We start from the raw sequence: 26069 nt of genomic DNA, 5'->3' as shown, positions 1-26069 counted from the left end.
GTTAAGGCTTGTCCTGCGCGTTCAAGCCGCGTGCGGTGACGATCCTACCCACTTCAAGCAGATGGATCGCGATAGTGGTTGTCTCTGCGATCGCCTGACCAACGAGGAATGCCACGAGGTTCGTCGCCTGCACCATGAGAACCGCTCGTTGAGACTACTAGGTAAGTGGACTTGACCAAGCATTTCTTGAAGTCATCTCTCTGGTAACGGGCGTCTGCATGGCGTCAGCGAGTTCGGCTCCGGGCGTCGAAAACAAACGAGGAAAAAGAAGTTTGGTCAGAGCGGCTTCGGGCGTGAGATCCAGTCCGGCGATAAGTCCATTGGCCAAGAGGCGGCCACCCGATACGTACGCACCCGGTTCGAGCAGTCCGTAAAGGCACTGCGAGATTCCGACCATGGGCGAGCCGTTCTGCGAGAGATGTCGCAGCGTTGCTGTAAACTCGTCGTTTGCGGCGGGCCCATTCCCCGACCCGTAGAGCTCGAGCACCATTCCATCTAGGTAGATTTCCGCGGCCGCGTACAGCAGCTGCGGATCAAAGCCAGGGAACAGTTTCAGCAATCTGACCCCTGGCAGCCGCTTCTTGCGTAGTAGCCTGGAGCCAAGTCTGACGATCCCTGTCAGCGCCTTGCTCGAAAACCCGGATTTGGCCTGCTGCCGGTTCCCTGAAACACTTTGACTCGGTGTCCACGAAGCCGGCAGCAGGCCACGGGTATGCGCCGTTGTATAGCATGGGACCCCGGAATGGTATGCTGTGACCCGGTGGTGATATCGTAACAAAGTCCTGAGCGCAGTATTGAGCGCTATTCCGTGCGTGCCAGCGCCGTGCCGATCGCCTCGGTTAGGCATGCGACCATTGCAGCGACAAACGAGCTTGGAAACGTCTTGGTCTGCCGTAGGACACCGAGTTTGCGTTTCAGCGGCGCGTCCACTAGGGGGCGTATTCCAACGGAGCTCTCCTCTACCAGCGTCAACGCCAGTCTCGGCAGTGCGGTCACGCCGAGACCGGCACAAGCCATCGCAGTAGCGGACGAGACCGATGCGGTTTCGATTGCCGGAACAAGCGCTATCCCGGCCGTTTCCAATGCCCTGTCGGTCAGTCGCCGCACGGAAGATCCCCGCGCGAGGGCGATGAACGGCGTGCCGAGAAGTTCCCGCCAGGCGACATCTGCCTTGTCGAGTAAGGCGTGTTTCCGCCCGGCGACAAGAGTGAACGGATCATCGCCGACATCCTCGAAACAGAGGTCTGTTGCGATGGTCGGCCGCATGGTCAGGCCGACATCCGCGATACCGCTCTGGACGGCTTCCAATGCAGTGTCGTGGTGGGCGTCCAGCACAGACACCTGGAGGTCCGGATAGTCGCGGCGGAACGCGAGCAGCGCGTTCGGCAGGGTTGCGTGCGCCAGGGACGGAAGCGCCGCGATCGTAATGCGGCCGTGACGCCCCTGCGCCAGATCGCCGATCTCCGCTATGGCTGCACGGTGTTTCTCGACCGCTTCCCGCGCAACGTCCACGATCCGGCGTCCGTGGCTTGTGAGCTTCAGCGACCGGGTCGTGCGCTCAAAAATCCTGACGCCCAGTTCGGTCTCCGTTCGGTGAATGGCTTCGCTCAGCGACGGCTGCGAAATCAACAACCGGGACGCGGCGGCCGTGAAGGATCCGGTGTCGGCAACAGAGACTACGGCTTCGAGTTGCCGCAATGTCAATTTCATAGATACATCCTATATAAACGGCGAATTATCCTATTTGACTCTATGAATATCGGTCAATAGGGTTCCTCGCTGTCAGCGCGGGGATATCCAATGCTTCCTGTCCATATCGGGTGCGGCGCGGGGTTCGCGGGGGATCGGTCGGATGTCGCTGGTCCGGTGGTGGACGAGCTTGTCGGACGCCCGGGTGAGCGGTTCTTGATCTTCGAAACCCTGGCGGAGCGCACCCTGGCCCTAGCGCTGCAAGGCGCACGAGAGCAAGGCGGCGAGGGGTACAGCCCGTCGCTGGAACGACTGGTCCGGCCCGTTCTCCGGAAATGCCTGGACTCGGGAATCCGGATCGTCGGCAATTTCGGTGCCGCCGATCCCGGCGCCGGCGCAAAGAAACTCAAGGAGATCGCCGCGTCGTTCGGCCGGCCCGATGCCAAGGTCGCCGCCGTCGAGGGCGACGACCTGACCGGCGTTCTGACCGCGCGACAGCTCGCCGAACGGGAAGTCGGCGATACGTTGTTGAGCGATTCACCGGCAATCGTCTCCGCCAATGCCTATCTCGGCGCGCGGCCCGTCGCCGAGGCACTCGATCTCGGTGCCGATATCGTCATCACCGGCCGCGTATCCGATCCGGCGCTGGTGCTCGGGCCGCTTGTTCACTGCGCGCGCTGGCGCGAGAACGATTGGGATCTGCTCGCCGCCGGCACGCTGGCAGGGCATCTTCTGGAATGCGGCGCACAGGTGACGGGCGGCTACTTCGCCGATCCCGGATACAAGGACGTGCCGGGGCTCGAGGATGTCGGTTATCCGATCGCCGAATTCCACGAGGACGGCTCGATAATCGTATCCAAGCCCGCCGGGACCGGCGGCAGGGTCGACCGGCAGACGGTCCTCGAGCAATTGCTCTACGAAATTCACGACCCGGCCGCCTATCTTACGCCCGACGTGACCCTCGACATCCGCGCTGTCCGGATCGCCGAACTCGGCGATGACCGTGTCAGCGTGGTCGGCGCAAAGGGCCGGCCGAGACCGGAAACACTGAAGGCGACCGTGTGCTTCGAGGGAGGCGTGCTCGGCGAAGCCGAGATCTCCTACGCCGGCCCCAATGCCCGCGCCCGCGCCCGCCTGGCGGCAGATGTCGTCAGCCGGAGGATGCGGGACCGCGCCCCCGGACTGCCGGTCCGTATCGACATGATCGGCGTGCAGAGCGTTTTTTCCGGGATATCCTTCGATCCTTCTCCGCCCGGCCCGGCCGGTGACTGCGGGGACATCCGGCTCCGCTTCGCCACGGAAGCGCCTGACGCCGCCACCGCCGGATTGCTGCTTGACGAGGTGGAGGCGCTGTATTGCGCGGGGCCGGCAGGCGGCGGCGGAGTCAGGCGGCGTCTGGCGAGGCGCTACAAGAGCGCGTCCTGTCTGATTGAGCGCGGCCTCGTTGCGCCGCGCGCGTACTTTGTTGACTGACACGCGAGGCGGCGTCGGATCGGCCGCGCCCGCATGGCGGGGAAAAGGCCGTTCAGGGAGGAGAGGACTGCGATGAGCCGGACGAGGGTGCCGCTTCACGAACTCGCCCATTCCCGTGCCGGCGACAAGGGCAACACGCTCAACATCTCGGTCATTCTGTACAGGGCGGAGATGTACGAGACCGTCGCACGGCAGCTGACAGCCGAACGGGTCGCGGAAGCCTTCAGCTTCCGCAAGCCCACACGGGTGACCAGGTATGACTTGCCGGAACTCGGCGCGTTCAACTTCGTTCTGGAGAATGCGCTCGAAGGCGGCGTGAACGGCAGTCTCGGGCTCGACGGCCACGGCAAGACCCTGTCCTTCGCGATGCTGCAAATTCCGGTCGAGATCGGCGCGGGATAAAGCTCGGCGCGGGATAAAGCACGGTCTGTCGCACCATAGGCATTGCGCCACCGCTCAGCTGACCGGGCGTTTTGTGCATGCCGGTGACCCATTCCGATTCTTAAAAGCTTGGTTCTCCGGTTGTCCTCGAGCGGATCTGGACTTGTATGCCTTCGGCGACAGGACGGCGCGCTGCGAGAAGCAATCTCATAAATATCATATTGTGGAAGTTAATATTACATATTGACAAAATAGTGTGGTGATGGTCGTCTGTCGGCGACCGTACGCAGAAGGCGGACCTTCGATCCCTTCGACAGAGGAGAATGCAGTGAACCCGATACGCACCAGATTTCTCGCGATGGCCCTGGGCGTCGCCGCCGCGATGCCGCTGCTCAGCCCGGCGCAGGCTGTCGCGGAAGAATTTCCGACACGTCCAATCGAGGTGATTGTTCCCTTCCCGCCAGGCGGAACATCAGACCTTACGGCGCGATTCCTCGCCGACCGTTGGTCCGAATTCCTGGGGCAGCCGGTTATCGTCGTGAACAAGCCCGGCGCCGCCTCGGCCGTCGGCGCGAGCTTCGTCGCCAATGCCAAGCCGGACGGCTACACGCTGTTGGTCGCTTCCGAGACCAGCCTTCTGAGCGTCCCCACGATGCAGCCGGACGCCGGCTACGACCGCAACGACTTTACCTATCTGTTCGCCTATGGCGCCGGTGCGATCGTGTTCTCCACCCAGGCGGACGCGGCATGGAAGACGCTTCCCGAATTCATCGAGGCGGCCAAGGCCAGTCCTGGCGAGATGACCTACGCGTCATACGGCATCGGCACGATGGGCAACTTCGCCGCCGAACTGCTGTGGCGCGAGGCCGGCGTCGACGTCACCCACATCCCCTACAAGTCAAGTCCGGAAGCCAATTCGGCGATGCTTGGAGGTCACGTGGATCTTTCCGTTTCCTCGCGCGTCGGTGCATTTGCCGACAACGATGACGTCAACATCCTCGTTTCCTCGGCGGGCGATACGATGCCCTATGCACCTGATATTCCGACGATGAAGGACTTCGGCTTCGAGACGAGCCTCAGCTATCTCAACATCATCGTGGGACCGGCCGGTATTCCCGACGACGTGAAGAAGAAGTTGGTCGATGCGCACAAGCAGGCATACGAAAAGTACAAGGACGAAATCGACTCAGGCCTGCTCAATCTGGAGCAGACGCCCGTCCTCATCGAAGGCGACGAGGTCGCCGAACTGATGGCTGAGCGCGAGCAGTGGTTCAAGGATCTGGCCCCGCAGATGAGTGCCGCGAAGTGACCGTCCCGCTCGACCCGGAACTGCCGGATTCCGAGCTCGGCTCGGAATCCGGACTGGCTCCCGACAGGTGCAGCGGCGTGCTGGTACTCGCGGCCGGGGTCGGTCTGATGGCTTGGTCGTGCACGCTTCGCCTCGGATCGTTCGCCGTGCCGGGACCCGGGGCCTTCCCGCTGCTTCTCAGCGCGATCCTCACACTCCTGGGTACGGTCCTGTTCGCTCAACAGACCAGACTGGGCTTTTCCTGGGACGCGCTTTTTCTTTTGCTTAGGAAGAAGTCTGTATTAATCGCGGTCATACTGGGCGTCTTTCTCTTTTATACATTCACATTCTACGAACTCGGCTTTATCGTCGTGAATACAGTTGCCCTTTCGGTCATCCTTATCTTCATTCAGCGGGCGAACATCGTGACAAGCCTATTGTATGCGGTCGTCCTGTCCGTCTTGTCCGACATCGTATTCAACGAATTACTCGGCCTGCGACTGCCGATGGGCATATTCCAGAATCTCGGGATCGGGTGAGCCATGATCTGGGAATACATGGCGGAAGCCTTCACCCTTTCGGGGCTAATGTACTGCTTCATTGGCGTGCTGACCGGGACCTTGGTCGGCGTGCTGCCCGGGGTGGGGCCCGCCGCCGCCATGTCGCTGTTGCTGCCGATCACGTTCGGCATGGGGCCGGCCAATGCGATCATCATGCTGGCGGGCATCTATTACGGATCCCAGTACGGCGGTTCGACCACCGCCATCCTCATGCGAATTCCCGGCGAGGCGGCATCCGTCGTCACCTGCATCGACGGCTACATGATGGCTCGGAAGGGCCGGGCGGGCGCCGCACTGGGACTGGCCGCGTTCGGCTCGTTCTTCGGCGGCACGATCGGGATTGCAGGGATCGTCTTCGCGGCGCCACTGTTTTCGAAGGTGGCGCTGGCCTTTGGTCCGCCGGAGTACTTCGCGCTGATCCTGCTCGGCGTCCTGCTCGTTACCAATCTGAGTACCGATCCCTTCGTCAAGGCGGCCACGATGGCCGTGCTCGGCCTGTTCGCCGGCGCGGTGGGCATCGATCTCATCTCCGGCGAGAACCGGTTCACGATGGGGACGCTCACTCTCACCGACGGCATCTCGATCTCGGTCGCCGCGATCGGACTGTTCGGCATCGGCGAGGTGTTGTCGAACCTTCTCGACCGCACCGCCCAGCCCCATGTCGTCAAGACCAGTATCCGCAGCCTGTTCCCGAATCGCGAGGAGTGGCGGCGGTCGGCGAAGCCGATGGCGCGGGGAACGGTCCTGGGCTTCTTCATGGGCATCCTGCCCGGCGGCGGCGCGGTGATGGCCTCGCTGACCTCCTATGCCCTCGAGAAACGCCTCTCCGATCACAAGGAGGAATTCGGCCGCGGCGCCGTGGAGGGCCTCTCCGGTCCGGAGACCGCCAACAATGCGGCGACCGCCGGCGCCTTCATTCCGCTGCTGACATTCGGTCTGCCGTCCAACGTCGTCATGGCGCTGCTGTTGGGAGCCCTGCAGATCCACGGGGTCCAGCCGGGACCGGCAATGATCGAGATGCATCCCCACCTGTTCTGGTCGGTGATCGCGAGCATGTATATCGGGAACGTATTCCTGATGGTTCTCAATCTCCCGCTCATCGGCCTCTGGGTCCAGTTGCTGCGGATTTCCTACACCCTGCTGTTTCCGATCATCATCGTCGGTTGCGTTGTCGGCGCCTACACGGTCTCCCAGAACGAGTTCGACATTCTGATCATCGGAGTGCTGGGCGTGTTCGCGTACATCATGCGGCAGCTCAGCTACGACATCGCTCCGTTCATCTTCGGACTGGTGCTCAGCCCGCTGATGGAGAACGCCTTCCGCCAGTCGCTGCTGATGTCGCGCGGATCTCCGCAGATTTTCGTGGAGCGGCCGATCAGTGCCGCGTTGATTGCCCTGGCGGCGATCGTGCTGTGCTTTCCGCTGATGAAGCGAGTGGTCGGCAAGAGTTCAACCTAACGCATCCCTCCTGCATCCCATGCCGGCATGTCGTCGAGCGTGCATTGAGGAGGAGTCTCTCTTGGAGGAGTACTTGTGAGCATTACGATCGGGATTGATATCGGCGGTACCTTCACCGACGTCGTTTCCCTGGACACCGAGGGCAATGTCGCGGCCTTTGCGAAGGTTGCGTCGACCCCCCACGATCCCGGCGCGGCGGTGGTTGCCGGCGTGGACAAGATCCTCGGCATGGTCGGCAAGGACAGGAGCGATCTCGAAAGGGTCGCGCACAGCTCCACGGTTTCGCTGAACGCGATACTCGAGCGCAAGGGCGCGAAGCTTGGAATCCTCTGCACCGAGGGATTCGAGGACATACTCGTGATCGGCAGGCAGAAGCGTACGGACATGTACGATCTGTTCCTCGATCCCGAGACGCCGCAGTTCCTGTGCCCGCGCGAACGGATGTACGGGATTCCCGAACGGCTGGATTCCAGCGGCGATGTGGTTGTCGATCTGAACGAGGAAGCCGTTGTCGACGCCGCCCGCCGACTGGTCGATTGCGGCGTCACCTCGATCGCGATCTGTTTCCTGTTCTCCTATCTCGCTCCCGACCATGAGCGCAGGGCGCGCGACCTGATCGGCCGCCAATACCCGGATGTGAAGATCTCCATTTCCTCGGAGGTCGATCCGCACATGCGCGAGTACGAGCGGCTGGTGATGACTGCGTTCGACGCCTACCTGAAGCCGGTCGCGGAAACCTATCTGCGCAATCTCGCCGACAACCTGACGAGCGAGTCCAGCGCCGTGACGCTGCAGATCATGCAGAGCCGCGGCGGCATCGTCGGATGGCGTCAGGCCGCGGAAAGGCCGATTACGACGGCGTTGTCGGGCCCGGCGGCGGGCGTGATCGGGGCGGGATACTGCGGCCGGGGAGCTGGCGCCACCAATCTGATCAGCGTCGATATCGGCGGAACGAGCTGCGATATCGCGCTGATTACCGGCGGCAAGCCCCTTGTCACCGGCGAGGGAAAGCTCGACCGCTACCCTCTGCGCCAGCAGATGGTCGACGTCAGCTGCATCGGGGCAGGGGGCGGCAGTATCGCCTGGGTGGATCAGGGCGGCGCGCTCAAGGTCGGTCCGCAGAGCGCCGGCGCGTCGCCGGGACCGGCCTGCTACGGTCGCGGCGGCACCGAGCCGACGATAACCGATGCCAGCCTGGTGCTCGGGTACCTGGACGCGGAGGAGTTCGGCTGGGGCGAGGTTAAGGCGGAGCCTGAGCGCGCCCGCGAGGCGCTTGGCCGTCTCGGGGACAAGATCGGAATGGATGTGCCGACCCTCGCGCTGGGGATGCACCGGATCATCAACGCGATGATGGCGGATGCGATCAAGCTCGCTTCGGTCGACCGGGGATACGATCCCCGCAAATTCGCGCTGATGGGGCTGGGCGGTGGCGGGCCGGTCCATGCCGCTGCGCTGGCCGCTTCGCTGGGCTGCCGGAAGGCAATCATTCCCCCCCTGCCGGGCGTGCTGTGCGCGAACGGACTGCTTGCAGCCCAGATCGAGCACGAGCAGTCGAGAACCTTCCTGAGGAAGACCGAGCACATCGATCTTCAAGAGATGGAACGCGAGTTCACCGAGCTCACCGCTGTGTGCAGACAGCGCATGGCAGGAGACGGCGTGGATCCCGATGCGGCGCGGGTGAACCGGTTCGCCTACATCAGGTATTCCAATCAGTCCTACGACCTCGAGATCGCCCTGGATGGGACGGAGCCGGTCGGGGCGACAACCGTCGAACGAATCGTCGGCGACTTCAACATCGAGCACGAGCGGCTGTACGGGTATTCGCGCAGCAATCAGGAAACGACCATCGTCGCGTTGGGCGTGGTCCTGTCGCATCCGGTGTCCAATCCCGTGTTCGCATACTCAGGAGAGGCGCGGTCCGTGGACGAGGCTCGCAAGTCCTCGAGGATGGCGCTGTTCGATCTGAACGAAGGGTACCGTTCCACGGACGTCTACGACCGCCAGAAACTGCCGGTTGCCGCGCGCATCGCCGGACCGGCCATCCTCGAACAGCGCGACACCACGACGATCCTGTTTCCGGGACAGCATCTGGTCGTCGACGCGGTCGGCAATCTCATCATCGAACCCTCGGTCGGGTAAGAGACAAGGCAAAGTCATGCTGGTTGCAGAAAAAGAAGTCGCATCGATCGAAATCGATCCCGTCACACTCGAGGTTATCCGCAACAGACTCAACGTCGTCGCGGACGAAATGGAATCGATCCTGCTGAGAAGTTCGTTCTCGGCGATCATGAAGGAAGCCCTCGACGGATCGACGGCCATCTTCGATGCCGGCGGCAACACGATCGCCCAGGCCTCGGCGATCCCCGTCCATCTCGGCAGCCTGATTCCGGCCGTGCGAAAGGTAATAGAGCTGTTCGAAGGCAACATGGTCGAAGGCGACATCTTCTGCCTCAACGACCCTTACAAGGGCGGCACGCATCTGCCCGACATCAACGTCATCTGCCCTGTCTTCCATGACGGCGTGCCGATCGCCTACAGCGCCAGCATCGCGCACAAGCAGGACATCGGCGGCAGGGTCCCCGGCAGCACGCCGCCGGATTCCACCGAGCTGTTTGCCGAAGGGCTGATCATCCCCCCTATGAAGCTGTTCAAGGCGGGCGAACGCAACGAAGACCTCTTCGAGATGATCGCCAGCAACGTGCGCGTGCCGGAAGGCGTCGTCGGCGATATCGAAGCCCAGGTCGCCTGCTGCCTGATGGGGCGCCGGCGCATCCTCGAGCTCGTCGACGAGGTCGGTCACGATCGCCTGGTCCTCGGCTTCGACCATTTGCAGGACCACGCCGAACGGCTGACGCGCGAAGCCCTGGCAAAGGCACCGCCCGGACCGTTCGAGTTTTCCGACTATCTCGACGACAACGGCATCGACCCGCACACACCTGTGAAGATCGCCGTCAAGCTGAGCTTCGAGGACGGGACGGTGATCGCCGACTTCACCGGCACCGATCCGCAGGCGCGCGGCGCGCTGAATTGCGTCCCCTCCACGACGCTGGCCGCGGTTTATTTCGCAATCCGTGCCGTATGCGTCCCCCAGGCGCCGAAATGCGAGGGCGTTCACCGGGCGATCCGCACAATTTTTCCGGAAGGGACGATCGTCAACGCCTCGTTTCCCGCGCCGGTGGCAGCCCGCACGATCACCGTCCGCCGTATCGTCAGCGTGATGATGGGGGCGCTTGCGCAGGCGTTCCCGGGGCGGGTTCCGGCCGCCTGCGACGGACAGTCGAACTACATCTACGTCGGCGGATCCGATCCGAAGGTGTCGCGCAAATACGTATCCATGCTGGGCGTGCCGACGTCCGGCGGTATGGGTGGCCGTCCCGGCAAGGATGGCGTGGACGTCATATCGTCGGATGCCTCCAACATCGTGCGGTACCCCGTCGAGGCCTTTGAGGCCGATACGCCGTTCCGCGTCAAGTACTTGCGATTGTGGCAGGACTCCGGTGGTCCGGGCCGCTACCGCGGCGGCCTCGGCTATCACTCGGAGATCGAGCTGCTGCGCGGCGACGCGGTGATGACCCATCGTCGCGACCGGCACGACTTCGCGCCGTGGGGACTTGATGGCGGGACGGCAGCGCCGTGCTGCCGCACGATCCTGCATCGGGGGAACGGCGACAGCGAGGACGTTCCCTCGAAGTTCGTGACCGGCATTGCCGCCGGCGACCGGATCGAGATTTTCACGACCGGCGGCGGCGGCTATGGCGACCCGCTGCAAAGGCCTTTCGATGCTGTTCTAGCCGACGTTCGAAGCGGCCGGGTCTCGGCGGAGAAGGCGGCCTCGGACTACGGGGTGGTGATCGTCGACGGCGCCGTTGCGGAAGATGCCAGCAGGGAACTGCGCGACCGGCTTTCCAGGCAGCGGCCGGTCGCGGACCATCGCTTCGATCGCGGACCGGAGTACGCCGAGCGGCTCGCGCTGCCGCGGTACGAGTGACGGCGCGCGATGGGGACGACCGCGGCCAGCCGGCACGCTGAAACGGACGGCGCAACCGCTTCCGCCTTACGTGGCCGCTACGCGCTGGTCGGTCTCGGCGAAACGGCGTACACGCGCGGGTCGGGACTGAGCACCCGGGCGATGGCCGGTCAGGCGATCCGGAACGCGGTGTCGGATGCCGGGCTGCGTCTATCCGACATCGACGGGATGCTGTCGCATTCCATGGCCGACTCCACGGTGTCTCAGTTCGTTGCCGCAGACTTGGGTATTCGCCTGAACTTTCACCTCGACAGCATCGGCGGCGGAGCCTCGGTGGAGGCCCTCGTCGGCGTCGCCATCGGCGTGATCGAGGCAGGCATGTGCGAGACGGTGGCCGTGTACCGCTCCATGAACGGCTACAGCGGCGTCCGCATCGGCGCGCCCGGAAAGACGAGGATCATGTCCGGTGCGGAGCTGCATACCCGGGGGCAGGGCCTGTCCTCGCCGGCGCAGAGCTTCGCGCCGGCATTCATGCGGCACATGCACGTCTACGGCACAACGCCGCAGCAGGTCGCGATGGTCAAGGTGATCCACAGCGAGCATGCGGCGCGCAATCCCAAGGCGCTCTATCCGAAGCAGGTAACCGTCGACCAGGTACTGGAAAGCCGTATTATCGCCGAGCCGATCCATCTGCTCGAATGCTGCGTGGAAACGGACTCCGCCACCTGCATTATCGTTACCAGCCGCGAGCGGGCGATGGATTGCCGCCACGTGCCGGTCTTCGTGCAGTCGGTCGTCGGCCGGGTGAGCAAGCCGCGCAGCGATATCTATTTTCTCTCAGGCGACATCACCACGACGGCCGGCCGGCTGGCCGCGGACCGCCTGTGGCGGAATGCGGGCATCGGTCCTGAGCATGTGGATGTCACGGCGGCCTATGACGCGTTCACCTTCACTTCGCTTCTGCTTCTGGAAGACTACGGATTCTGTTCCAAGGGCGAGGGCGGGGCCTACGTTTCCGACGGGACCATGAGACTGGGCGGACAGCGCCCCAACAACACCGGCGGCGGCCTTCTTTGCGAGGGCTATTCCAACGGGATGAACCTCGTGATCGAGAACGTGCGGCAGCTGCGGCATGACGCCGACGATGGCTGTCCGGTAGGCGCTTCGGGCAGGCGCATGCACACCTATGACCACGGGCCGGCGGGAATGTGCCGCCAAGTGCGGGACGCCCGGGTTGCTGCCAATCTTGGCTGGGGCACGATCGCGACCGGATCGGCAATGGTACTGGCTAGGGACTAGCAAGTGGCGATCGAAGCGGATCTCGGCAGGGCGCGCCTCGTGGTCGATGACCTCGATCCTGACAACATCGCGTTTCTCGACCATTGCAGGAGGGGGCAGCTTCGGCTCCAGCGCTGCGAGGGTTGTCGGCTGATCCGGTATCCGCCGATGGGGGGGTGTCCGTATTGCGGAGCGACCGGTTCCGTATGGGTGTCGGTCGAGGCCGTTGGCGATGTCTACTCCTATACGACCGTCCGGCACACGCCGAAGGGAGAGGACCCGTACGTGGTCGCGATCGTACAGCTGGACGTGCAGGCCGATCGGCCCGATGCCGAAATCCGGATTGCGGCAAAGGTGGTGCCGCCACCGTCGGCGGAAGGGCCGCCGCCCGTTCCAACCGTCGCAATCGGTCAGCGCATGCGCATGGTCTTCCGGCCGGTCAACGATCAGGTGACGCTGCCGGCCTGGGCGCCGGACGAACCTGCCTGACGGCAGCCTTTGCAGGGAAGCTTCCGGGCCGGTGGAGCTGGCTGGCGGCGCCAACGATTGCCGCCCTGGCGCGCCCCGCCGTGCTCGTGTGCGGGGCTCTTTCGCCCGCGGACCGGACGCTTTCTCCCCGTTCAACAGACCGTCCCGGCGCCGGAATGACGGTTCGCGCCGGGCGCAGTGTAAATCTCAGGTATTTCATATTATGAAATGAATATTTATATATTGACAAATCTATCCGCGGCCCTTTGAATGGTCCGTGCGTTGTTTGGGAATAGGTGGAATGAGCGGCTTTCCGTTTTCGGGCATCAAGGTTCTTGACGTCTCGCAGGGTGTGGCCGGTCCACATGCGGGCATGCTTCTCGCGCAGAACGGCGCGGAAGTGATCAAGCTGGAACCGATGGATGGTGATTGGGGGCGGACGCTCGGAAAGCGCTACGGCGAGTTCTGCGCACAGGCGGTTTCGTTCAATCGTGGCAAGCAGTCCATCGCCCTGAACCTGAAATCTGAGGGCGGACAGACGGTCGCGAAGAGGCTTGCCGAACGCGCGGACATATTCATCGAGAGCTTTCGGCCGGGTGTCGCTGCGCGACTGGGCTTCGGCTATGACGACCTGCGCACGCTTCGGGCCGACATCATCTATCTTTCAATCAGCGGCTTCGGCCAAAAAGGCGAGTATCGCGACTTGCGCGTCACCGATGCGGTGATCCAGGCGTTCTCGGGCTGGATGACCCTTCACCGGGACGGCGACGGAACGCCGATGCGAAGCGACATCACGGCAATCGACGTCCTCACCGGTCTGTACGCCTACCAGGCGATCGCCAGCGCTTTCATAGAGCGGCTGCGGAACGGCAACGGCGCTCACATTGATTGCTCGATGATGCAGGCGGCGGCGGCGTTCCAGTCGGCCAAGATCATCGAGGCATACATGGAGGACGGGCGGCCGCAGGTGTCCTACGTGCCGGTCGGTGTGATGCCGACCAGCGATGGGTACATCGCCATCTCGGCGATGCGCGATGCGCACTACGCAGCCTTGTGCGAGCAGCTCGGACGGCCGGACATGGCGACCGACCCGCGTTTCGCGACGCGCGACGCCCGGCGCGAGCATAAGGAGGTTCTCATGCCTATGCTCGCGGCCGAGTTCAGGAAGCAGACAACTGCACACTGGTCCGGGCGGCTGAGCGCGGCCGGGGTCATGAACTCCGCCGTCAATACCTACTTGGATTTCCTCGCCGATCCCCACGTGAAGTCCTCGGGCATACTCCCGCACGCGGAAGTCTTCGAGGGGACAATCGCTCCGACCGTCAACGTGCCCGGATGCGTCCCGCTGTCGAGCGGCGATCCGCGTGGCCGTTGCCCGGCAGTCGGAGAACACACGGACGACATCCTCGAACGGGTCGGTATCGAACCCGATGAGCGCCGGCGGCTCCGCCGAAGCGGGGCGGTGCGGTGAGCCTTCACTCACGAAACAACAGCAGAACGGAAAGGTGCCAGCATGGCAGGTGATACGGCAAGCGTCGACGAGCGGAAGGAAGAGGTCCGGGCGGCCATCAACGACTACCTGGAAGCGGTCCGCACCTGGAACGCGGATCTCTTCAGATCGACGTTCCATCCCGATGCCAACATCATGCACTACTACGTCAAGGGCGATGCGATGCGGGTCAGCACGCTCGACGAATTCGTCGAGTCGATCGGATCGCTGCACGAGAAGTTCGACAATGCCGAAGAGCAGGCGCTCGAGATCGACGTGTTGCTCGCCGACCATATTGCCACGGCGCGTGTCCCTTTCCGGTTCGTCATGGGCGACCGGGCGATGGAGGGGCAGGATCTGTTCAATCTCGCGAAGATCGACGGTCGCTGGAAGATAATTCACAAGTCTTACTATTTATAGAATGCAGAATTGATATTCGTGCGTAATTGAGAAGAAGTTCTGGATCATGATGGGCAAAAGTATTTTCAGTCTCGGCGATGAGGAGCCGATTATACATCCGGACGCCTGGGTCGCGCCAACCGCTGCTGTCATCGGCAAGGTGTGGATCGGCGCGGGTTCGAGCGTCTGGTTCAACTGTGTGCTTCGCGGCGACACAAATACGATCCGAATTGGCGAGCGAAGCAATATCCAGGACGGAACGATCGTCCATGTCGACCCCGGCGAAATGAGAACCGTGGTCGGCGATGACGTGACGGTCGGCCATGGCTGCATCCTGCACGGCTGCACCCTGGAAGATGGCGCTTTCGTGGGCATGGGCGCGACCGTCCTGAACGGCTGTGTAGTCGAAGGTGGCGGAATGCTGGCGGCCGGTGCACTGCTGTCTCCTGGAAAGCGCATCAGGCGGCACGAGCTCTGGGCGGGAGTGCCGGCGCGACCGATGCGTGCCCTTTCCGAGGAAGAGGCCAGCGGCCATCTCGAGGATGCCGCCTCCTATTCGCGCAAGGCGACCTGGTTCGACCGTGATCTGGGCGCGATGCGATCGCGCTCGCCGCTTGCGACGGCGGACTAAGGACAGCGCCATGCACATCTCGGCCGGGTGCAGCGATTGGTCTTGGGCGTTGACACCGGTTGTGCCTTCGAGGCTGGTTTGCCGCGTGTTCAACTTCGAAGAAAGGTGTCATGCGGTGCGCAAGAAAAAGAACGAGCCTTCTCAATCGAAGCCGCCTGCCGGAACCCAGGCGATACTGCGCGCTATCGATGTTCTGCGCTCGATTGCAGCCGGCGGCGAAAACGGCAAGCGCCTGACCGACGTCGCGACCGAACTGGGCCTGAACGTGGCCACCGCCCATCGCGTGCTCGGCACGCTGGCCTATTCCAATCTGGTCATGCAGCGACCGGACCAGAAGACCTATCAGCTTGGACCGGAGCTCATATCGCTTGCTGCTACGGCGCATGCGCAATTCGCCGTTCGCGATCTCTTCCGGCCGGCGATGACCAGGATCGCCGCCGAGACCGGAGACACCGTTTTCCTCCAGATCCGGTCGGGCGACGAAACGATCTGCATCGCACGCGAACTGGGTACCTACGAGATCCCTGCGCTGGTGCTGGAGGTGGGCACCCGCCTGCCGCTCGGTGCCGGCGCCGCTGGACTGGCGATGCTGGCCTATCTGCCGACCGACGAGTGTGATCGGGTGCTGGAGAGGTGCGAGGCCGCCTACGAGGAGATCGGGCTCGATCCCGAGACAGTTCGCAAGGCCGTGGCGCGGTCGCGGACGCTCGGATTCGGGTACCAGGACGGCCAGATGACACGCGGCGTGAGCGGCGTCGCGGTGGTCCTGCTCGAGCATGACCAGATTGCCGCCGCGATCAGCGTGACTGCAATCAGCCAGCGAGTGAACACGAAGCGGCGCAACGAAATCGTCGCTTCCATCCGGGCCGCGTGCGCCGGCCTGCCGCGAATGACCATGTATCCACCGAAATGACGTCCGGCGGATGTCGCGACCTGTGGGGCCGCGGTTGACCTGCCTTCGAGGGGAATGGAAAGGGAGTTACCGAAAATGGCCATAAACAAGTTGATCAGGTTCGCGACGGGGTGCGTCCTGATGGCGATGTCGACGATCACCATGACAGGCAACGAAGCGCGATCTGACGAGTATCCGTCGCGGCCGATCGAAGTCGTCGTGCCGTTCTCTCCGGGCGGTACGTCCGACCTGTCGGCCAGATACCTCGCCGACAAATGGTCGGAGTTCCTGGGGCAGCCGGTCTATGTCGTCAACAAGCCCGGAGCCGGGTCGGCGCTGGGGGCGAAGCTGGTCTCGGAGGCCGAGCCGGACGGCTATACGCTGATGCTCGGTTCCGAATCGCCGCTGCTCGTCGTGCGTATACTGCAGAGCCAGGTCGACTACGAACTCGACGATTTCGATCTCCTCTATGCCTATGCAAAGGGTTCGGTCTATTTCGCGGTCAAGAAGGACGCGCGCTGGGCCAGTCTGGATGAGTTCATCGAGGAGGCCAGGCAGCGCCCCGGAGAGCTGACCTACGGGACCCACGGTGTCGGATCGCTCAGCCACTTCATCGGCGAGATCCTGTGGCGCGAGGCCGGCGTGGAAGTCGCCCACATCCCGTTCAAGTCGAGCGCGGAAGAAAACGCGGCGCTGATCGGCGGCCATCTTGACCTCGGCATCCCGCCCTCTCTCGGAAGTCTGGGTGACAGCGGGGAGATCAGGCTCTTGGCGAACACGGGCGACGAGCGGGCGATCAAGGCACCCGACGTGCCGACGCTGAAGGAACTCGGCTACGACGCCTCGCTAAAATATCACAGCATACTGGTCGGTCCCGACGGACTGCCCGAGGACGTGAAGACCAAACTGATCGAGGCCCACAAGCAGGCCTACGACAAGTACGGCGACGAACTCGACGAGAGCCTGATCCAGCTGGAGCTCACCCCGAACTATCTGACCGGGGACCAGGCTCGTGAAGCGATCGAATCGGCGGAGGGCTGGATGCGCCCGCTGGCCGACAAACTGGGCCTCACCCAGTAGTCCGATCCGGTACTGGGTCGCGGATGCCGGTTTCTTCGCGGAACCGGCATTCGCTTGCCCGCCATTGCCCGCCTATTGCGGGCAATCGCCCCGGTCGGTGCGACTGCTTCCGGCATCGCGAACAATCCAGAAGCATCGGTCTAGCCCCTGCGCTCAATTCATCCGGCTTTTCGAGCGGCCGCATAGCGTAGCTTTGCAGTTCCAGGCCCATAGGTTCCGCCATGATAGATCTGTTAGAGGCGCCGACGTTGATCGCGTTCGTTCAGGTGGTCGTCATTGACCTCGTGCTGGCCGGCGACAATGCTGTCGTGATCGGTATGGCCGCGGCCGGTCTGCCGCGAAAGCAGCGCGGCAGGGCGATCTTCGTCGGCATTGTCGCCGCCACCATCCTCCGGATCCTGTTTGCCAGCGTCGCCACTCAGTTGCTTGCGATCGTCGGCCTATTGCTGGCCGGTGGCATCCTGCTGCTTTGGGTTTGCTGGAAGATGTGGCGCGAGATGCGATCCACGGCCGACGATGACCTGATTGTTCAGGAGACGATCACCGACTCCGACCTCGATGCTGACGGAGTCGTCGGTGTTCGCACGCCGACTAAGACGTTCGGTCAAGCGGCCGTTCAGATAGTCGTTGCCGATATCTCCATGTCGCTCGACAATGTGCTGGCGGTCGCCGGAGCCGCTCACGAACATCCTACTATTCTAGTGTTTGGTCTGATTCTGTCTGTCGCGTTAATGGGTGCTGCCGCTTCGTTCGTTGCCGGACTTCTCGACCGCAATCGGTGGATTGCCTATATCGGGCTTCTGATCATCCTCTATGTTGCGTTGAGCATGACTTATCAGGGCGCACAGGAGGTGTGGCCCTATGTTGTCTGAATGGAGTTGGAGTTCCCCCGGTTTGATGGACACTTTTTCGATTGTGAAGGAGCGTTTTTTCATGCCGAGCACCAGGAACCCGTACCCTGCGGAATTTAAGGAGAAAATTGTCGAGCTGGCTAAGGCGGGACGTAGTATCGAGAGCCTTGCCTGGGAGTTCGAACCGTGTGTCGCCACGATCCATGGCTGGGTCAAGCAGGCGGAGATCGACGGTGGGACCCGCGATGACGGCCTGACCAGCGCCGAGCGGGAAGAGCTTCGGCGCCTGCGCAAGGAGAACCGTCAGCTTCGAACGAAGCGCGACATCCTCTCAAAGGCCGCGGCCTGGTTTGCAGCGAACGACGTGACGTCGTCCCGGTCTTCCAGTTCATGACCGCGAACCAGGCCGTGTATCCTGTCGAGACGATGGCGAAGACGCTGGGCGTGTCACGCAGCGGCTTCTATGCGTAGAGCAGCCGATCACCATCGGCCCGTTCAATGGCCGATGGCGATCTGATCCAGCGGATCGGGAAGATCCATGCCGCTTCGAAAAAAACCTATGGAGCCCCACGCATCCATGCCGAACTGGCTGATGCCGGCGTCCATGTCGGTCGCAAGTGTGTTGAGCGATTGATGAAAGCCGCAGGCTTGAAGGGCGTCAGCCGCCGCGGGGGAACGCGAACCAGGATCCGCGACGAACGATTGCGGCCAGCCAGCGATCTGGTCGACCGGAACTTCTATGCCCGTGAACCGAACATGCTCTGGGTCGCCGACATTACCTATGTGCCAACCTGGGCTGGCTTCCTGTATCTTGCGGTCGTCCTTGATGCCTTCAGCCGCAGGATCGTCGGATGGGCCATGGGTCACAACCTCAGAGCCCAACTCGTCATCGACGCGATGAATATGGCGGTCGGGCAACGCAAGCCGAGGAACGTCATCCATCACAGCGATCAGGGATCGCAATACACATCGGTAGCCTTCGGCCTCCGATGCAAGGAAGCCGGCGTTCGGCCGTCCATGGGTTCGATCGGCGATGCCTATGACAATGCGATGTGCGAAAGCTTCTTTGCCACGCTGGAAAGCGAACTGCTCGATCGGCGCAAGTTCCAGACCAAGGCGGAGGCGCGCATGGCGATCTTCGGGTTCATCGAAGGATGGTACAATCCCGCCCGGCGCCACTCGGCGCTCAGATACCAGTCGCCCATAGCCTACGAAAGGAGACAGGCTAGAACGGCTAGAATCTGCTAACGTGTATCCGTCCACGAAACCGGGGGAACTCCAACTCCAGATCCCCGGAAACGCCCTCTCTTTTGATTAGAGTTTTCCGCGTTGATTCCCTGGCTGGGAGAGGAATGGAGAGCCATGAAGGCGAGCAATTTCACGAACACACAGATGGCGTTCATCATCAAGCAGGCAGAAGACGGCAGACCTATTGCCGAGGCGTGCCGGAGCCATGGTCTCAGCCAGAACACGTTCTTCGGGTTGTCCTCTCGATCATCTCGCACAGCTTCTCCGCAACCGCGCGATCGTCTTTGAGCGTGCCATCCCTAATCCGATCCAGAACCTCATTGATGATACCGATGAGCCGTTCCATCCGCGGACTGACGTCTCTCCATGGCGGAATGGTAGTTCCGCGCGGTTTGGGCTGCTTGATGACGCTCCAGGCGCCACGGGTCAGCTTGAGCAGTTCGCGCTTGGTCAGTCGGCGGTATTTCATCAGGTCGCCCATCATTTCGGTTTCGGGTTTGCGGAACCGCTCCGGCAGACTGTCGTTGAGCATGCCTGCGAAGACCAGTGACGCGCTGCCGGCGGTTTCTGCGAAGGGTAGCGCCGGGTCGTCGCGTTGCGATGCCAGCGCGAGCCGCTCGTCCAGCGTGCTCTGGAGCAGGAATACGTCCCGCATGGCGACGGTTTGTCGGATAGGCTTGAGCCCTTCTTCGTCCACCGGACCCTTCACCGACCAGCCTTCGTCCTCGATGACGACGATGTCGTCCGGGTGCGGAACGACCCAGACCGGATCGGCGCCTTCATGAACTGCCTGGTCGAGGCGTTTCTGCAGACGTTCCTTGATCTGCCGGCCCTGTTCCACCTCGTCGCGGATCAGGGCCTGATTGAGGGATTGCGCGTCGATGATGGTGCGCAGGACATGGCCGAGCGCATGCGGCGAGCCGTTGGCGGCGACCTGGAACAGTTTGCGGATGACGACTTCCGCGAGCGTCGCTTCCTGGGCCTGGCCGTCGGTTCGCAGCATGATCTTCCAATTGGCCTCCTCGATCAGGGTCTTCTGGAACATGGTCAGTTCCCGAAGGTCTTGCTTCCTCGAGTCGCCGGATCGATCGCCTGTTTTCCGTGCCATCACGAACCTCCTTCGGTGGCGTTGGCCATGGCGTCACCAGCGAAGTCCTGCGGTGAAGACTCGCCCCGCAAAGAAGCCTGATCATTCGACGGACCCATGCCGTCATCGCGTTCGTTTGCGCCCATGCGGTCCGTCGCCGTCTGCGCAAACGTCGCTTCTGTTGCGGCCAGCTGCGCCGGCTCTCCAGAGATGCGCTCGAAGCGGCGGATGATCGTGTCGCAGTAGAGAGGATCGATCTCGATGAGCCTGGCGTGGCGGCCGCATTGGTCTGCGGCTATCAGGGTCGAGCCGGACCCGCCGAACACGTCGAGGACAATGTCGCCGCGCTTGGAACAGTCTCTGATCGCGTCGGCGACCAAAGCCACCGGCTTGACCGTCGGATGCATGGCAAGCTCCTCGTCCCGCTGCGGCCCCAGCGAACTGATCCCGGGATAGTCCCAGACATTGGTCCGGGGGCGTCCGGTCTCGCCTAATCCGAAGTTGTTGATATGAGCCGCCTTGCCCTTCTTGAAGACGAAGACGAGCTCATGCTTGGAGCGGTAGAATGAGCCCATGCCGCCATTGCTCTTGTTCCAGACGCAAAGGTTCTTCAATTCCTCGAAGACCGCATGACCGGCATCCAGCAGCTCGCGCATATGCCGCCAGTCCATACAGACATAGGCGATGGCGCCGTCCTTGAGTTGCGAAGCTGCTGCTTCCAGAGATTCTCTTAGGAAACTGGCGAAGGTCGCCGAGTCCATTTCGCCGGAGGCGAGCGCGAAGTCGCGGTGCTTTACGCGACCCAACCCGGTGACATGGCCATCGATCGGCACGTTGTAGGGCGGGTCGGTGAACAACAAGGTCGCCGGTTTCCCATCGCACAGGCGGGCGACATCGCCCTTCGAGCGCGCATCCCCGCAGAGCAGTCGATGCGGTCCCAAACGCCAGAGATCGCCCCGTCGTGTCACAGCCGGTCCTTGCGCAACCGGCTCAACGGCATCGAGCACCGGATCCGGCCCGTTCGCGCGGTCGCCCGTACCGTCGCCCAAACTATCGATTGTCAGGTCGATCTCGGCCATGCTGAACCCCAGCGCCTCAATATCGAAGTCGAGCTCGATCAGGCCCTGCATCTCGATGGCCAGCAACTCCCTGTCCCAGCCGGCATTTTCCGCGAGCTTGTTGTCCGCCAGGATGTAGGCTCGCACCTCGTCACGTGAGAGATGCGACAGCCGACGGACCGGAACGTCGCTCATGCCGATCAGCTTGGCCGCCTCGACCCGCCCATGACCGGCAATGATCGTACCGTCATCGGCAACCAACACCGGATTGGTGAATCCGAAGCGCCGGATGCTGTCGGCGATTTGCTTCACCTGTTTCCGGGAGTGCGTGCGCGCGTTGTTGGCATACGGCACGAGCCGGTCGATCGGACATGACTCGTCGTTTGGCGGATGCATCGGCATTCTCCATTGGTCCGCGCAAGGGCGGAAAAGGTCTTGTCTGGGGTGTCCGGCCGAGTACCAGACGAACAGAACATTAGAGGAACGGAGACATCCCCTGCAACGGGGGCCATGCAGAAAGCAAAACTGTTTCACGTCTCCAAGGGTGGCCTTTTAGACCCCTTCGAAAGCCCTGTTAGGGGCCTTCGAGGACCCTTCGAAAACAGATCGCGAAAACGGCCGCCGAAACGCGCAGATTTGTAGAACGATATTCTATTTCGACGCCGAACTCGGCCTCGAATTGGAATGGCGCCGTATGAGGGTCCTGCACCTTCAGAGCCCAAACTGGCTCATTGAAGCGCTTGGCAATGAACCGCGGATTGCAGGATCGCCATTGGCAAAACGACGAGGTATCGCGACATCGAGCTGCTGGTCGGGACTGGAGGCCGTCGCTCGGGTGGGACACTCCCGGCTAACGGCAATCCACACATGGCGCGACTGAGCTCGCCCGCGAAATCGCAATTCACGCTCCGCGAACGACAACGCGACCCGACTGCAGCCCATCCAGTCGCCACGCGATCCTGCGCAACGACACGCGGCACCGTTCGATTGCAATTCCATCCCGCGTAACGGCAAACCCTTCCCACGAAGCGACAATCCAATCCCGCATAACGGCAACTCCGTCCCGGTAAACGGCACGAGTTGACACCGTGGTTCGGGCGTTTCGCTTGCCCAGCCCGGCGCCAAGCCGTCCGGACACCGACTGCAGTTGATCGGACTGAATTAGCTTATATCATTGAATAGTCGCGGATTTTCAGCGGTGTACGGATACACAGCCCTAGCGAAGTTGCGTTCCTTTCCTGACGTCAGCAGAGACGGTTTCGTCAAGAAAAAAGTGCACAGCCAGCCCATGTAATCAATGGTTTGACGGAGCCGTGACGCCTCCTGCGAGGCGGCAAACCGGCCTTCCGGTCCGGCCGGCGGGGTTAGCCGGTTCCCATCGCGTCCGGTCCGATCGCGACGGCGTCCAGGGGCGTGTCGATCGACATGCCGGTGGCTTCGTAGCCGCGCTTGAAGTCTTCCATGTGGCGCTTCATCCAGTCGCGAACCAGCGCGGTGTCGTGCTCGCGCAGCGCGGCCAGGATCCGGATGTGCGCGTCCAGAACGCGGCGGTGCGTCTTCAGGCGAGGCAGGATCACCCGCCCGGCGGGGATGAACAGCCGCGCCACCGGTTCGCGCGACAGCGCCAGGACCCGGTTTCCCGTGCTGTCCGAAATGATCTCGTGAAATTCCCGGTCCAGCGACACGAAGGCGTCGGTATCCACCCTCCTGCCCTCCTCGACAGCCCGGACCATGTCCTCCATCCGCACGATGCTGTCGGCCAGGCGATCGAGGTGCACGTCGTCGATCCGGGAGGCGGCGTACTCGGCGGCGGCCGGCTCGATGACGACGGCGGCCTCCCACAGTTCCCGGAAACTGACCGAGTGCAGCACCAGCGCGCGGCTCGCCCTGGACGCCAGGTCGAGGTAGTGCGGCAGCGTGACCCTGGGCCTGCCGCCGCCCGTTCGGGTCACAAGTCCGCTCTCCTCCAGCAGCCTGATACCCTCGCGGACCGTCGACCGGTTGACGCCGAACTGCTCGGCCAGCGAGGTCTCGGAGGGAAGCCGGTCTCCGACCTTCAGGCGGCCGCAGGTGATCTCGTTCTGGATGGCGGTATAGACCAGCCGGTAGGTCGGCTGGCGTTCGATGGTGCTGAACTGCGGTTCGGTCATTTATAGCGTGTCCCTGCCTTGCCGGGACATCCTCCCGTCGGGTCTGTCCGGTGCCGATGGATCGCCGCTGCTGGCGGCCGGAACCATCCTGCCCCCGAATTTTCCACCTTGATCTTCCTAAAGCCACCAATTACGTTCTGTCAAACTGTCCGACAGAACGACAGTTGGTCGAATTTCGGAAACGCCAACTAGGCTTGCGACATGATCGAAGGCGCCACGAACAGTGGTGGTGAGGGTGACAATCGCGTGCTGTTCGATGTGTCGGACGGGGTCGCGCGGATCACGCTGAATCGTCCCGAAAAGCTCAATCCGCTCGACCGGAAGACCGTCTCCGAACTCCGCGCCATCGTCGAGCGGCTGGAAGACGACGAGACCGTCCGCGTCGTCGTCATTGCCGGCAGCGGCAAGGCGTTCTCCGCGGGAGGGGACCTAGAGGGCTATCTCGGGCTCTACCGGGATCCGACCGCCTTCCAGCGGTTTCTCGACGATTTTCAGGCTCTCAACGGACAGATCGAGGATTCGGGCAAGATCTACATCGCCGAAGTCAACGGCATCTGCGTCGCCGGCGGGCTCGAGCTCATTCTCGCCTGCGATGTCGTGGTTGCCGCCGAGGACGCCAGGATCGGCGACTGCCATGTCAACTTCGGCCAGCTGCCGGGCGCCGGCAGTTCGCAACGTCTGCCCCGGGTCGTGGGGCCGCTGCGCGCCAAGAGCCTGATCTACAGCGGCCGCACCATAACCGGGGCACAGGCCGAGGCAATCGGGCTTGCGACGATGGCGGTACCCGCCGACAAGCTGGCCGAGACGACCCGCGACCTGATCGACCGCTATCTCGCCTGCAGTCCCGTCGGGCTTCGCGGCGCGAAGTACCTGATCAACGAAGGGCTGAAGGGGTCGCTCGAGGCCGGTCTCGATTTCGAGAAGGCCTTCGTCCACCGCTATGCGACGACCGAGCCCGATGCGACGGAAGGCCTCGTGGCGTTCGCCGAGAAGCGCCGTCCGAACTTCCGCATGTCCGACCAGGAAAGAGGTTGAGAGTGTTCAGCGCACGCGACTACTGCGCCATAACCGGCGTCGGTTATACGGACTACAGCAAGGCTTCCGGCCGCACCGTCCGCAGCCTTGCCAGCGAGGCCTGCCTGAAGGCCATCCACGACGCGGGCCTCGATGTCTCCGACGTCGACGGCTTCGTCAGCTTCAACTTCAACGATTCCGTTCCGGCGATCGCCGTTGCCACCGAACTCGGGGTGCCGGAGGCCGGCTTCGCCGTCGACTTCCTGGCGGGCGGCAACGCGGCGAACCTGATCGTGCTGAATGCGGTCGCTGCCATTCGCGCCGGCCTCGCCAGGACCGTCGTCTGCTACCGGGCGATGAACGGCCGCTCCGGCTTCCGCCTCGGCGGCGGGCGCCAGATGGCGGCGCACGGCATCACCCAGTTCACCGCGCCCTTCGGCTGGATCACCTATCCGCAGGCGATGGCGATGTGGTGCCGGCGGCACATGATCGAGTACGGCACCACCAACGAGCAGCTCGGCGCGATCGCCGTGACGATGCGCGACAACGCATCGCTCAACGAACGCGCCATGCAGCGAACGCCGATCACCCTCGACGACTATTTCGACTCACGGAAGATCGTCGATCCTTTCCGGATGCTCGACATCTGCCTCGAATCGGACGGCGCCTGCGCCATTGTCGTGACCTCGGCGGAGCGGGCGAAGGACATGAAGCACAAGCCGGTCTACATCGGCGGCGGCGCCTATGGCGGCGGCCCGCAGCAGGGCGAGGACCTGTTCGACGCGATCCGCTGGCCGGACCATTCGCACAACTATTCGAAGTACATCTCGAAGGACCTGTGGGCGAGCGCCGGTGTCGGACCGCAAGACGTCGACCTGGCGCTGATCTACGACTGCTTCACCTACAGCATCGTCATGCAGCTCGAAGGCTTCGGCTTCTGCGAGGAAGGCGAGGGCGGCCCGTTCGCGGCCAGCGGCAAGATCGCCCGCGACGGCGACCTGCCGGTCAACCCGCACGGCGGCCTGCTGTCGGAGGCCTACATCCACGGCTTCAATCATGTCGTCGAGGCGGTCGAGCAGCTGCGCGGCCAGTCCGGGCCGAGGCAGATCGAAGGCGCCGAGGTCGCGCTGACCACCGCGGGCGCGATGACCTGCGGCAGCGCGATGGTCCTGCACAACTGAGGAATTCCCGCATGGGCTACGAAAAGCCGCTTCCCGCTCCCGATCCCGAGACCGAGGAATTCTGGAACGGGTGCCGTGACCACAGGCTCCTGATCCAGCGCTGCGGATCGTGCGGGACGCATCGCTTCCCGCCGACCTCGTTCTGTCCGCATTGCCAGTCCGACGAGACGGAGTGGGTGGAGGCCAGCGGCCGCGGCCGGGTGTTCAGCTGGATCGTCGTCAGGCACCCGGTGCCCCGGGAGATCTATGCCGGCGACGTGCCCTACGTCGTCGCCATCGTCGCCCTGGACGAGGGCGTCCGGATGGTCGGCAATCTCGTCGGCATCGATCCCGACGCGGTTGCAGCCGACCTCCCGGTGAAGGTGACCTTCGAGAACGTCACCGACGAGATCACCCTGCCGGAATTCGAGCCGATCGGGGACTGACG

Annotated in this window: 24 protein-coding genes and 2 pseudogenes; 20 read left to right on the top strand and 6 right to left on the bottom strand. The window is 63.0% G+C overall.

The genetic code is table 11. The annotated features are described in order from the left end of the window. Position 1: 1 nt before the first annotated feature. From V3328_RS09065 to V3328_RS09055, 3 genes are all read right to left on the bottom strand, one after another. A complete protein-coding gene (locus V3328_RS09065) occupies positions 2-136 on the bottom strand; it encodes a hypothetical protein (protein ID WP_340329318.1) in 135 nt (44 codons plus the stop codon). Positions 137-157: 21 nt separating this feature from the next. After that, complete coding sequence (locus V3328_RS09060) at positions 158-559, bottom strand: hypothetical protein (protein ID WP_340329317.1); 402 nt, start codon at positions 557-559, stop codon at positions 158-160. Between the two features lie 242 nt (positions 560-801). Continuing rightward, on the bottom strand, positions 802-1710 hold the full coding sequence (locus V3328_RS09055) for a LysR family transcriptional regulator (RefSeq protein ID WP_340329316.1): 909 nt from the start codon (positions 1708-1710) through the stop codon (positions 802-804). Between the two features lie 90 nt (positions 1711-1800). Here V3328_RS09055 and V3328_RS09050 point away from each other — a divergent pair, with 90 nt between their 5' ends. From V3328_RS09050 to V3328_RS08970, 17 genes and pseudogenes are all read left to right on the top strand, one after another. Beyond that, positions 1801-3162 (top strand): acyclic terpene utilization AtuA family protein, encoded by a 1362-nt coding sequence (locus V3328_RS09050; RefSeq protein WP_340329315.1) that lies wholly within the window; start codon positions 1801-1803, stop codon positions 3160-3162. A 72-nt stretch (positions 3163-3234) separates the two neighbouring features. Beyond that, positions 3235-3564 (top strand): AtuA-related protein, encoded by a 330-nt coding sequence (locus V3328_RS09045; RefSeq protein WP_340329314.1) that lies wholly within the window; start codon positions 3235-3237, stop codon positions 3562-3564. Positions 3565-3805: 241 nt separating this feature from the next. Continuing rightward, the gene (locus V3328_RS09040) at positions 3806-4852 is read left to right on the top strand and encodes a Bug family tripartite tricarboxylate transporter substrate binding protein (RefSeq protein WP_340329505.1); all 1047 of its coding nucleotides are present in this window, start codon (positions 3806-3808) and stop codon (positions 4850-4852) included. Then, a complete protein-coding gene (locus tag V3328_RS09035) occupies positions 4849-5370 on the top strand; it encodes a tripartite tricarboxylate transporter TctB family protein (RefSeq protein WP_340329313.1) in 522 nt (173 codons plus the stop codon). Before V3328_RS09040 ends, V3328_RS09035 begins: the two co-directional genes overlap by 4 nt. Positions 5371-5373: 3 nt before the next feature. After that, positions 5374-6849: a tripartite tricarboxylate transporter permease gene (locus V3328_RS09030; protein ID WP_340329312.1), complete on the top strand. Its 1476-nt coding sequence runs from the start codon at positions 5374-5376 to the stop codon at positions 6847-6849. Positions 6850-6924: 75 nt separating this feature from the next. Continuing rightward, complete coding sequence (locus V3328_RS09025) at positions 6925-8988, top strand: hydantoinase/oxoprolinase family protein (protein WP_340329311.1); 2064 nt, start codon at positions 6925-6927, stop codon at positions 8986-8988. A gap of 16 nt (positions 8989-9004) precedes the next feature. Further along, positions 9005-10837 carry a hydantoinase B/oxoprolinase family protein gene (locus V3328_RS09020; protein ID WP_340329310.1) on the top strand — a complete coding sequence of 611 codons (1833 nt, stop codon included), beginning with the start codon at positions 9005-9007 and terminating at the stop codon, positions 10835-10837. Between the two features lie 9 nt (positions 10838-10846). Continuing rightward, complete coding sequence (locus tag V3328_RS09015) at positions 10847-12115, top strand: thiolase C-terminal domain-containing protein (RefSeq protein ID WP_340329309.1); 1269 nt, start codon at positions 10847-10849, stop codon at positions 12113-12115. 3 nt (positions 12116-12118) lie between these two features. Continuing rightward, on the top strand, positions 12119-12583 hold the full coding sequence (locus V3328_RS09010; protein WP_340329308.1) for a Zn-ribbon domain-containing OB-fold protein: 465 nt from the start codon (positions 12119-12121) through the stop codon (positions 12581-12583). A gap of 280 nt (positions 12584-12863) precedes the next feature. Then, positions 12864-14033 (top strand): CaiB/BaiF CoA transferase family protein, encoded by a 1170-nt coding sequence (locus V3328_RS09005; protein ID WP_340329307.1) that lies wholly within the window; start codon positions 12864-12866, stop codon positions 14031-14033. A 42-nt stretch (positions 14034-14075) separates the two neighbouring features. Then, on the top strand, positions 14076-14471 hold the full coding sequence (locus V3328_RS09000; RefSeq protein WP_340329306.1) for a nuclear transport factor 2 family protein: 396 nt from the start codon (positions 14076-14078) through the stop codon (positions 14469-14471). A gap of 46 nt (positions 14472-14517) precedes the next feature. Next, positions 14518-15081, top strand: coding sequence for a gamma carbonic anhydrase family protein (locus tag V3328_RS08995; protein ID WP_340329305.1), 564 nt, complete (start codon positions 14518-14520; stop codon positions 15079-15081). Between the two features lie 10 nt (positions 15082-15091). Continuing rightward, positions 15092-15994 carry an IclR family transcriptional regulator gene (locus V3328_RS08990; protein ID WP_340329304.1) on the top strand — a complete coding sequence of 301 codons (903 nt, stop codon included), beginning with the start codon at positions 15092-15094 and terminating at the stop codon, positions 15992-15994. Positions 15995-16069: 75 nt separating this feature from the next. After that, on the top strand, positions 16070-17053 hold the full coding sequence (locus V3328_RS08985) for a tripartite tricarboxylate transporter substrate binding protein (protein WP_340329303.1): 984 nt from the start codon (positions 16070-16072) through the stop codon (positions 17051-17053). A gap of 221 nt (positions 17054-17274) precedes the next feature. After that, entirely contained in the window at positions 17275-17925 is a 651-nt protein-coding gene (locus tag V3328_RS08980; RefSeq protein WP_340329302.1) for a TerC family protein, read from the top strand. Positions 17926-17986: 61 nt separating this feature from the next. Continuing rightward, a pseudogene (locus tag V3328_RS08975) lies at positions 17987-19152 on the top strand (IS3 family transposase). A 114-nt stretch (positions 19153-19266) separates the two neighbouring features. Beyond that, a pseudogene (locus V3328_RS08970) lies at positions 19267-19383 on the top strand (transposase); the annotation flags it as partial. Here the strand turns inward: V3328_RS08970 and V3328_RS08965 are convergent. The 3 genes from V3328_RS08965 to V3328_RS08955 all read right to left on the bottom strand — a co-directional run bounded on the left by V3328_RS08965 (position 19364) and on the right by V3328_RS08955 (position 23447). After that, positions 19364-20197: a hypothetical protein gene (locus V3328_RS08965; RefSeq protein ID WP_340329301.1), complete on the bottom strand. Its 834-nt coding sequence runs from the start codon at positions 20195-20197 to the stop codon at positions 19364-19366. The pseudogene V3328_RS08970 and the gene V3328_RS08965 sit on opposite strands and share 20 nt — an antisense overlap. A gap of 62 nt (positions 20198-20259) precedes the next feature. Further along, a complete protein-coding gene (locus V3328_RS08960) occupies positions 20260-21693 on the bottom strand; it encodes a site-specific DNA-methyltransferase (protein ID WP_340329504.1) in 1434 nt (477 codons plus the stop codon). Positions 21694-22661: 968 nt separating this feature from the next. Beyond that, positions 22662-23447, bottom strand: a complete 786-nt coding sequence (locus V3328_RS08955) for a FadR/GntR family transcriptional regulator (RefSeq protein WP_340329300.1) — start codon at positions 23445-23447, stop codon at positions 22662-22664. A 201-nt stretch (positions 23448-23648) separates the two neighbouring features. Here V3328_RS08955 and V3328_RS08950 point away from each other — a divergent pair, with 201 nt between their 5' ends. Genes V3328_RS08950 through V3328_RS08940 form a run of 3 tightly spaced genes read left to right on the top strand, consistent with a single transcriptional unit; the run spans position 23649 to position 26067 of the window. Then, complete coding sequence (locus tag V3328_RS08950; protein WP_340329299.1) at positions 23649-24482, top strand: enoyl-CoA hydratase/isomerase family protein; 834 nt, start codon at positions 23649-23651, stop codon at positions 24480-24482. A gap of 2 nt (positions 24483-24484) precedes the next feature. Beyond that, the gene (locus tag V3328_RS08945; protein ID WP_340329298.1) at positions 24485-25642 is read left to right on the top strand and encodes a thiolase C-terminal domain-containing protein; all 1158 of its coding nucleotides are present in this window, start codon (positions 24485-24487) and stop codon (positions 25640-25642) included. Between the two features lie 11 nt (positions 25643-25653). Beyond that, positions 25654-26067 (top strand): Zn-ribbon domain-containing OB-fold protein, encoded by a 414-nt coding sequence (locus V3328_RS08940; RefSeq protein ID WP_340329297.1) that lies wholly within the window; start codon positions 25654-25656, stop codon positions 26065-26067. Positions 26068-26069 lie beyond the last annotated feature (2 nt).

It is taken from the genome of Microbaculum marinum (assembly GCF_037855135.1).
Classification (GTDB): Bacteria; Pseudomonadota; Alphaproteobacteria; order Rhizobiales; family Tepidamorphaceae; genus Microbaculum; species Microbaculum marinum.
The sequence above is the reverse complement of the archived record's forward strand: the minus strand, read 5'-3'. Positions and strand labels throughout refer to the sequence as shown.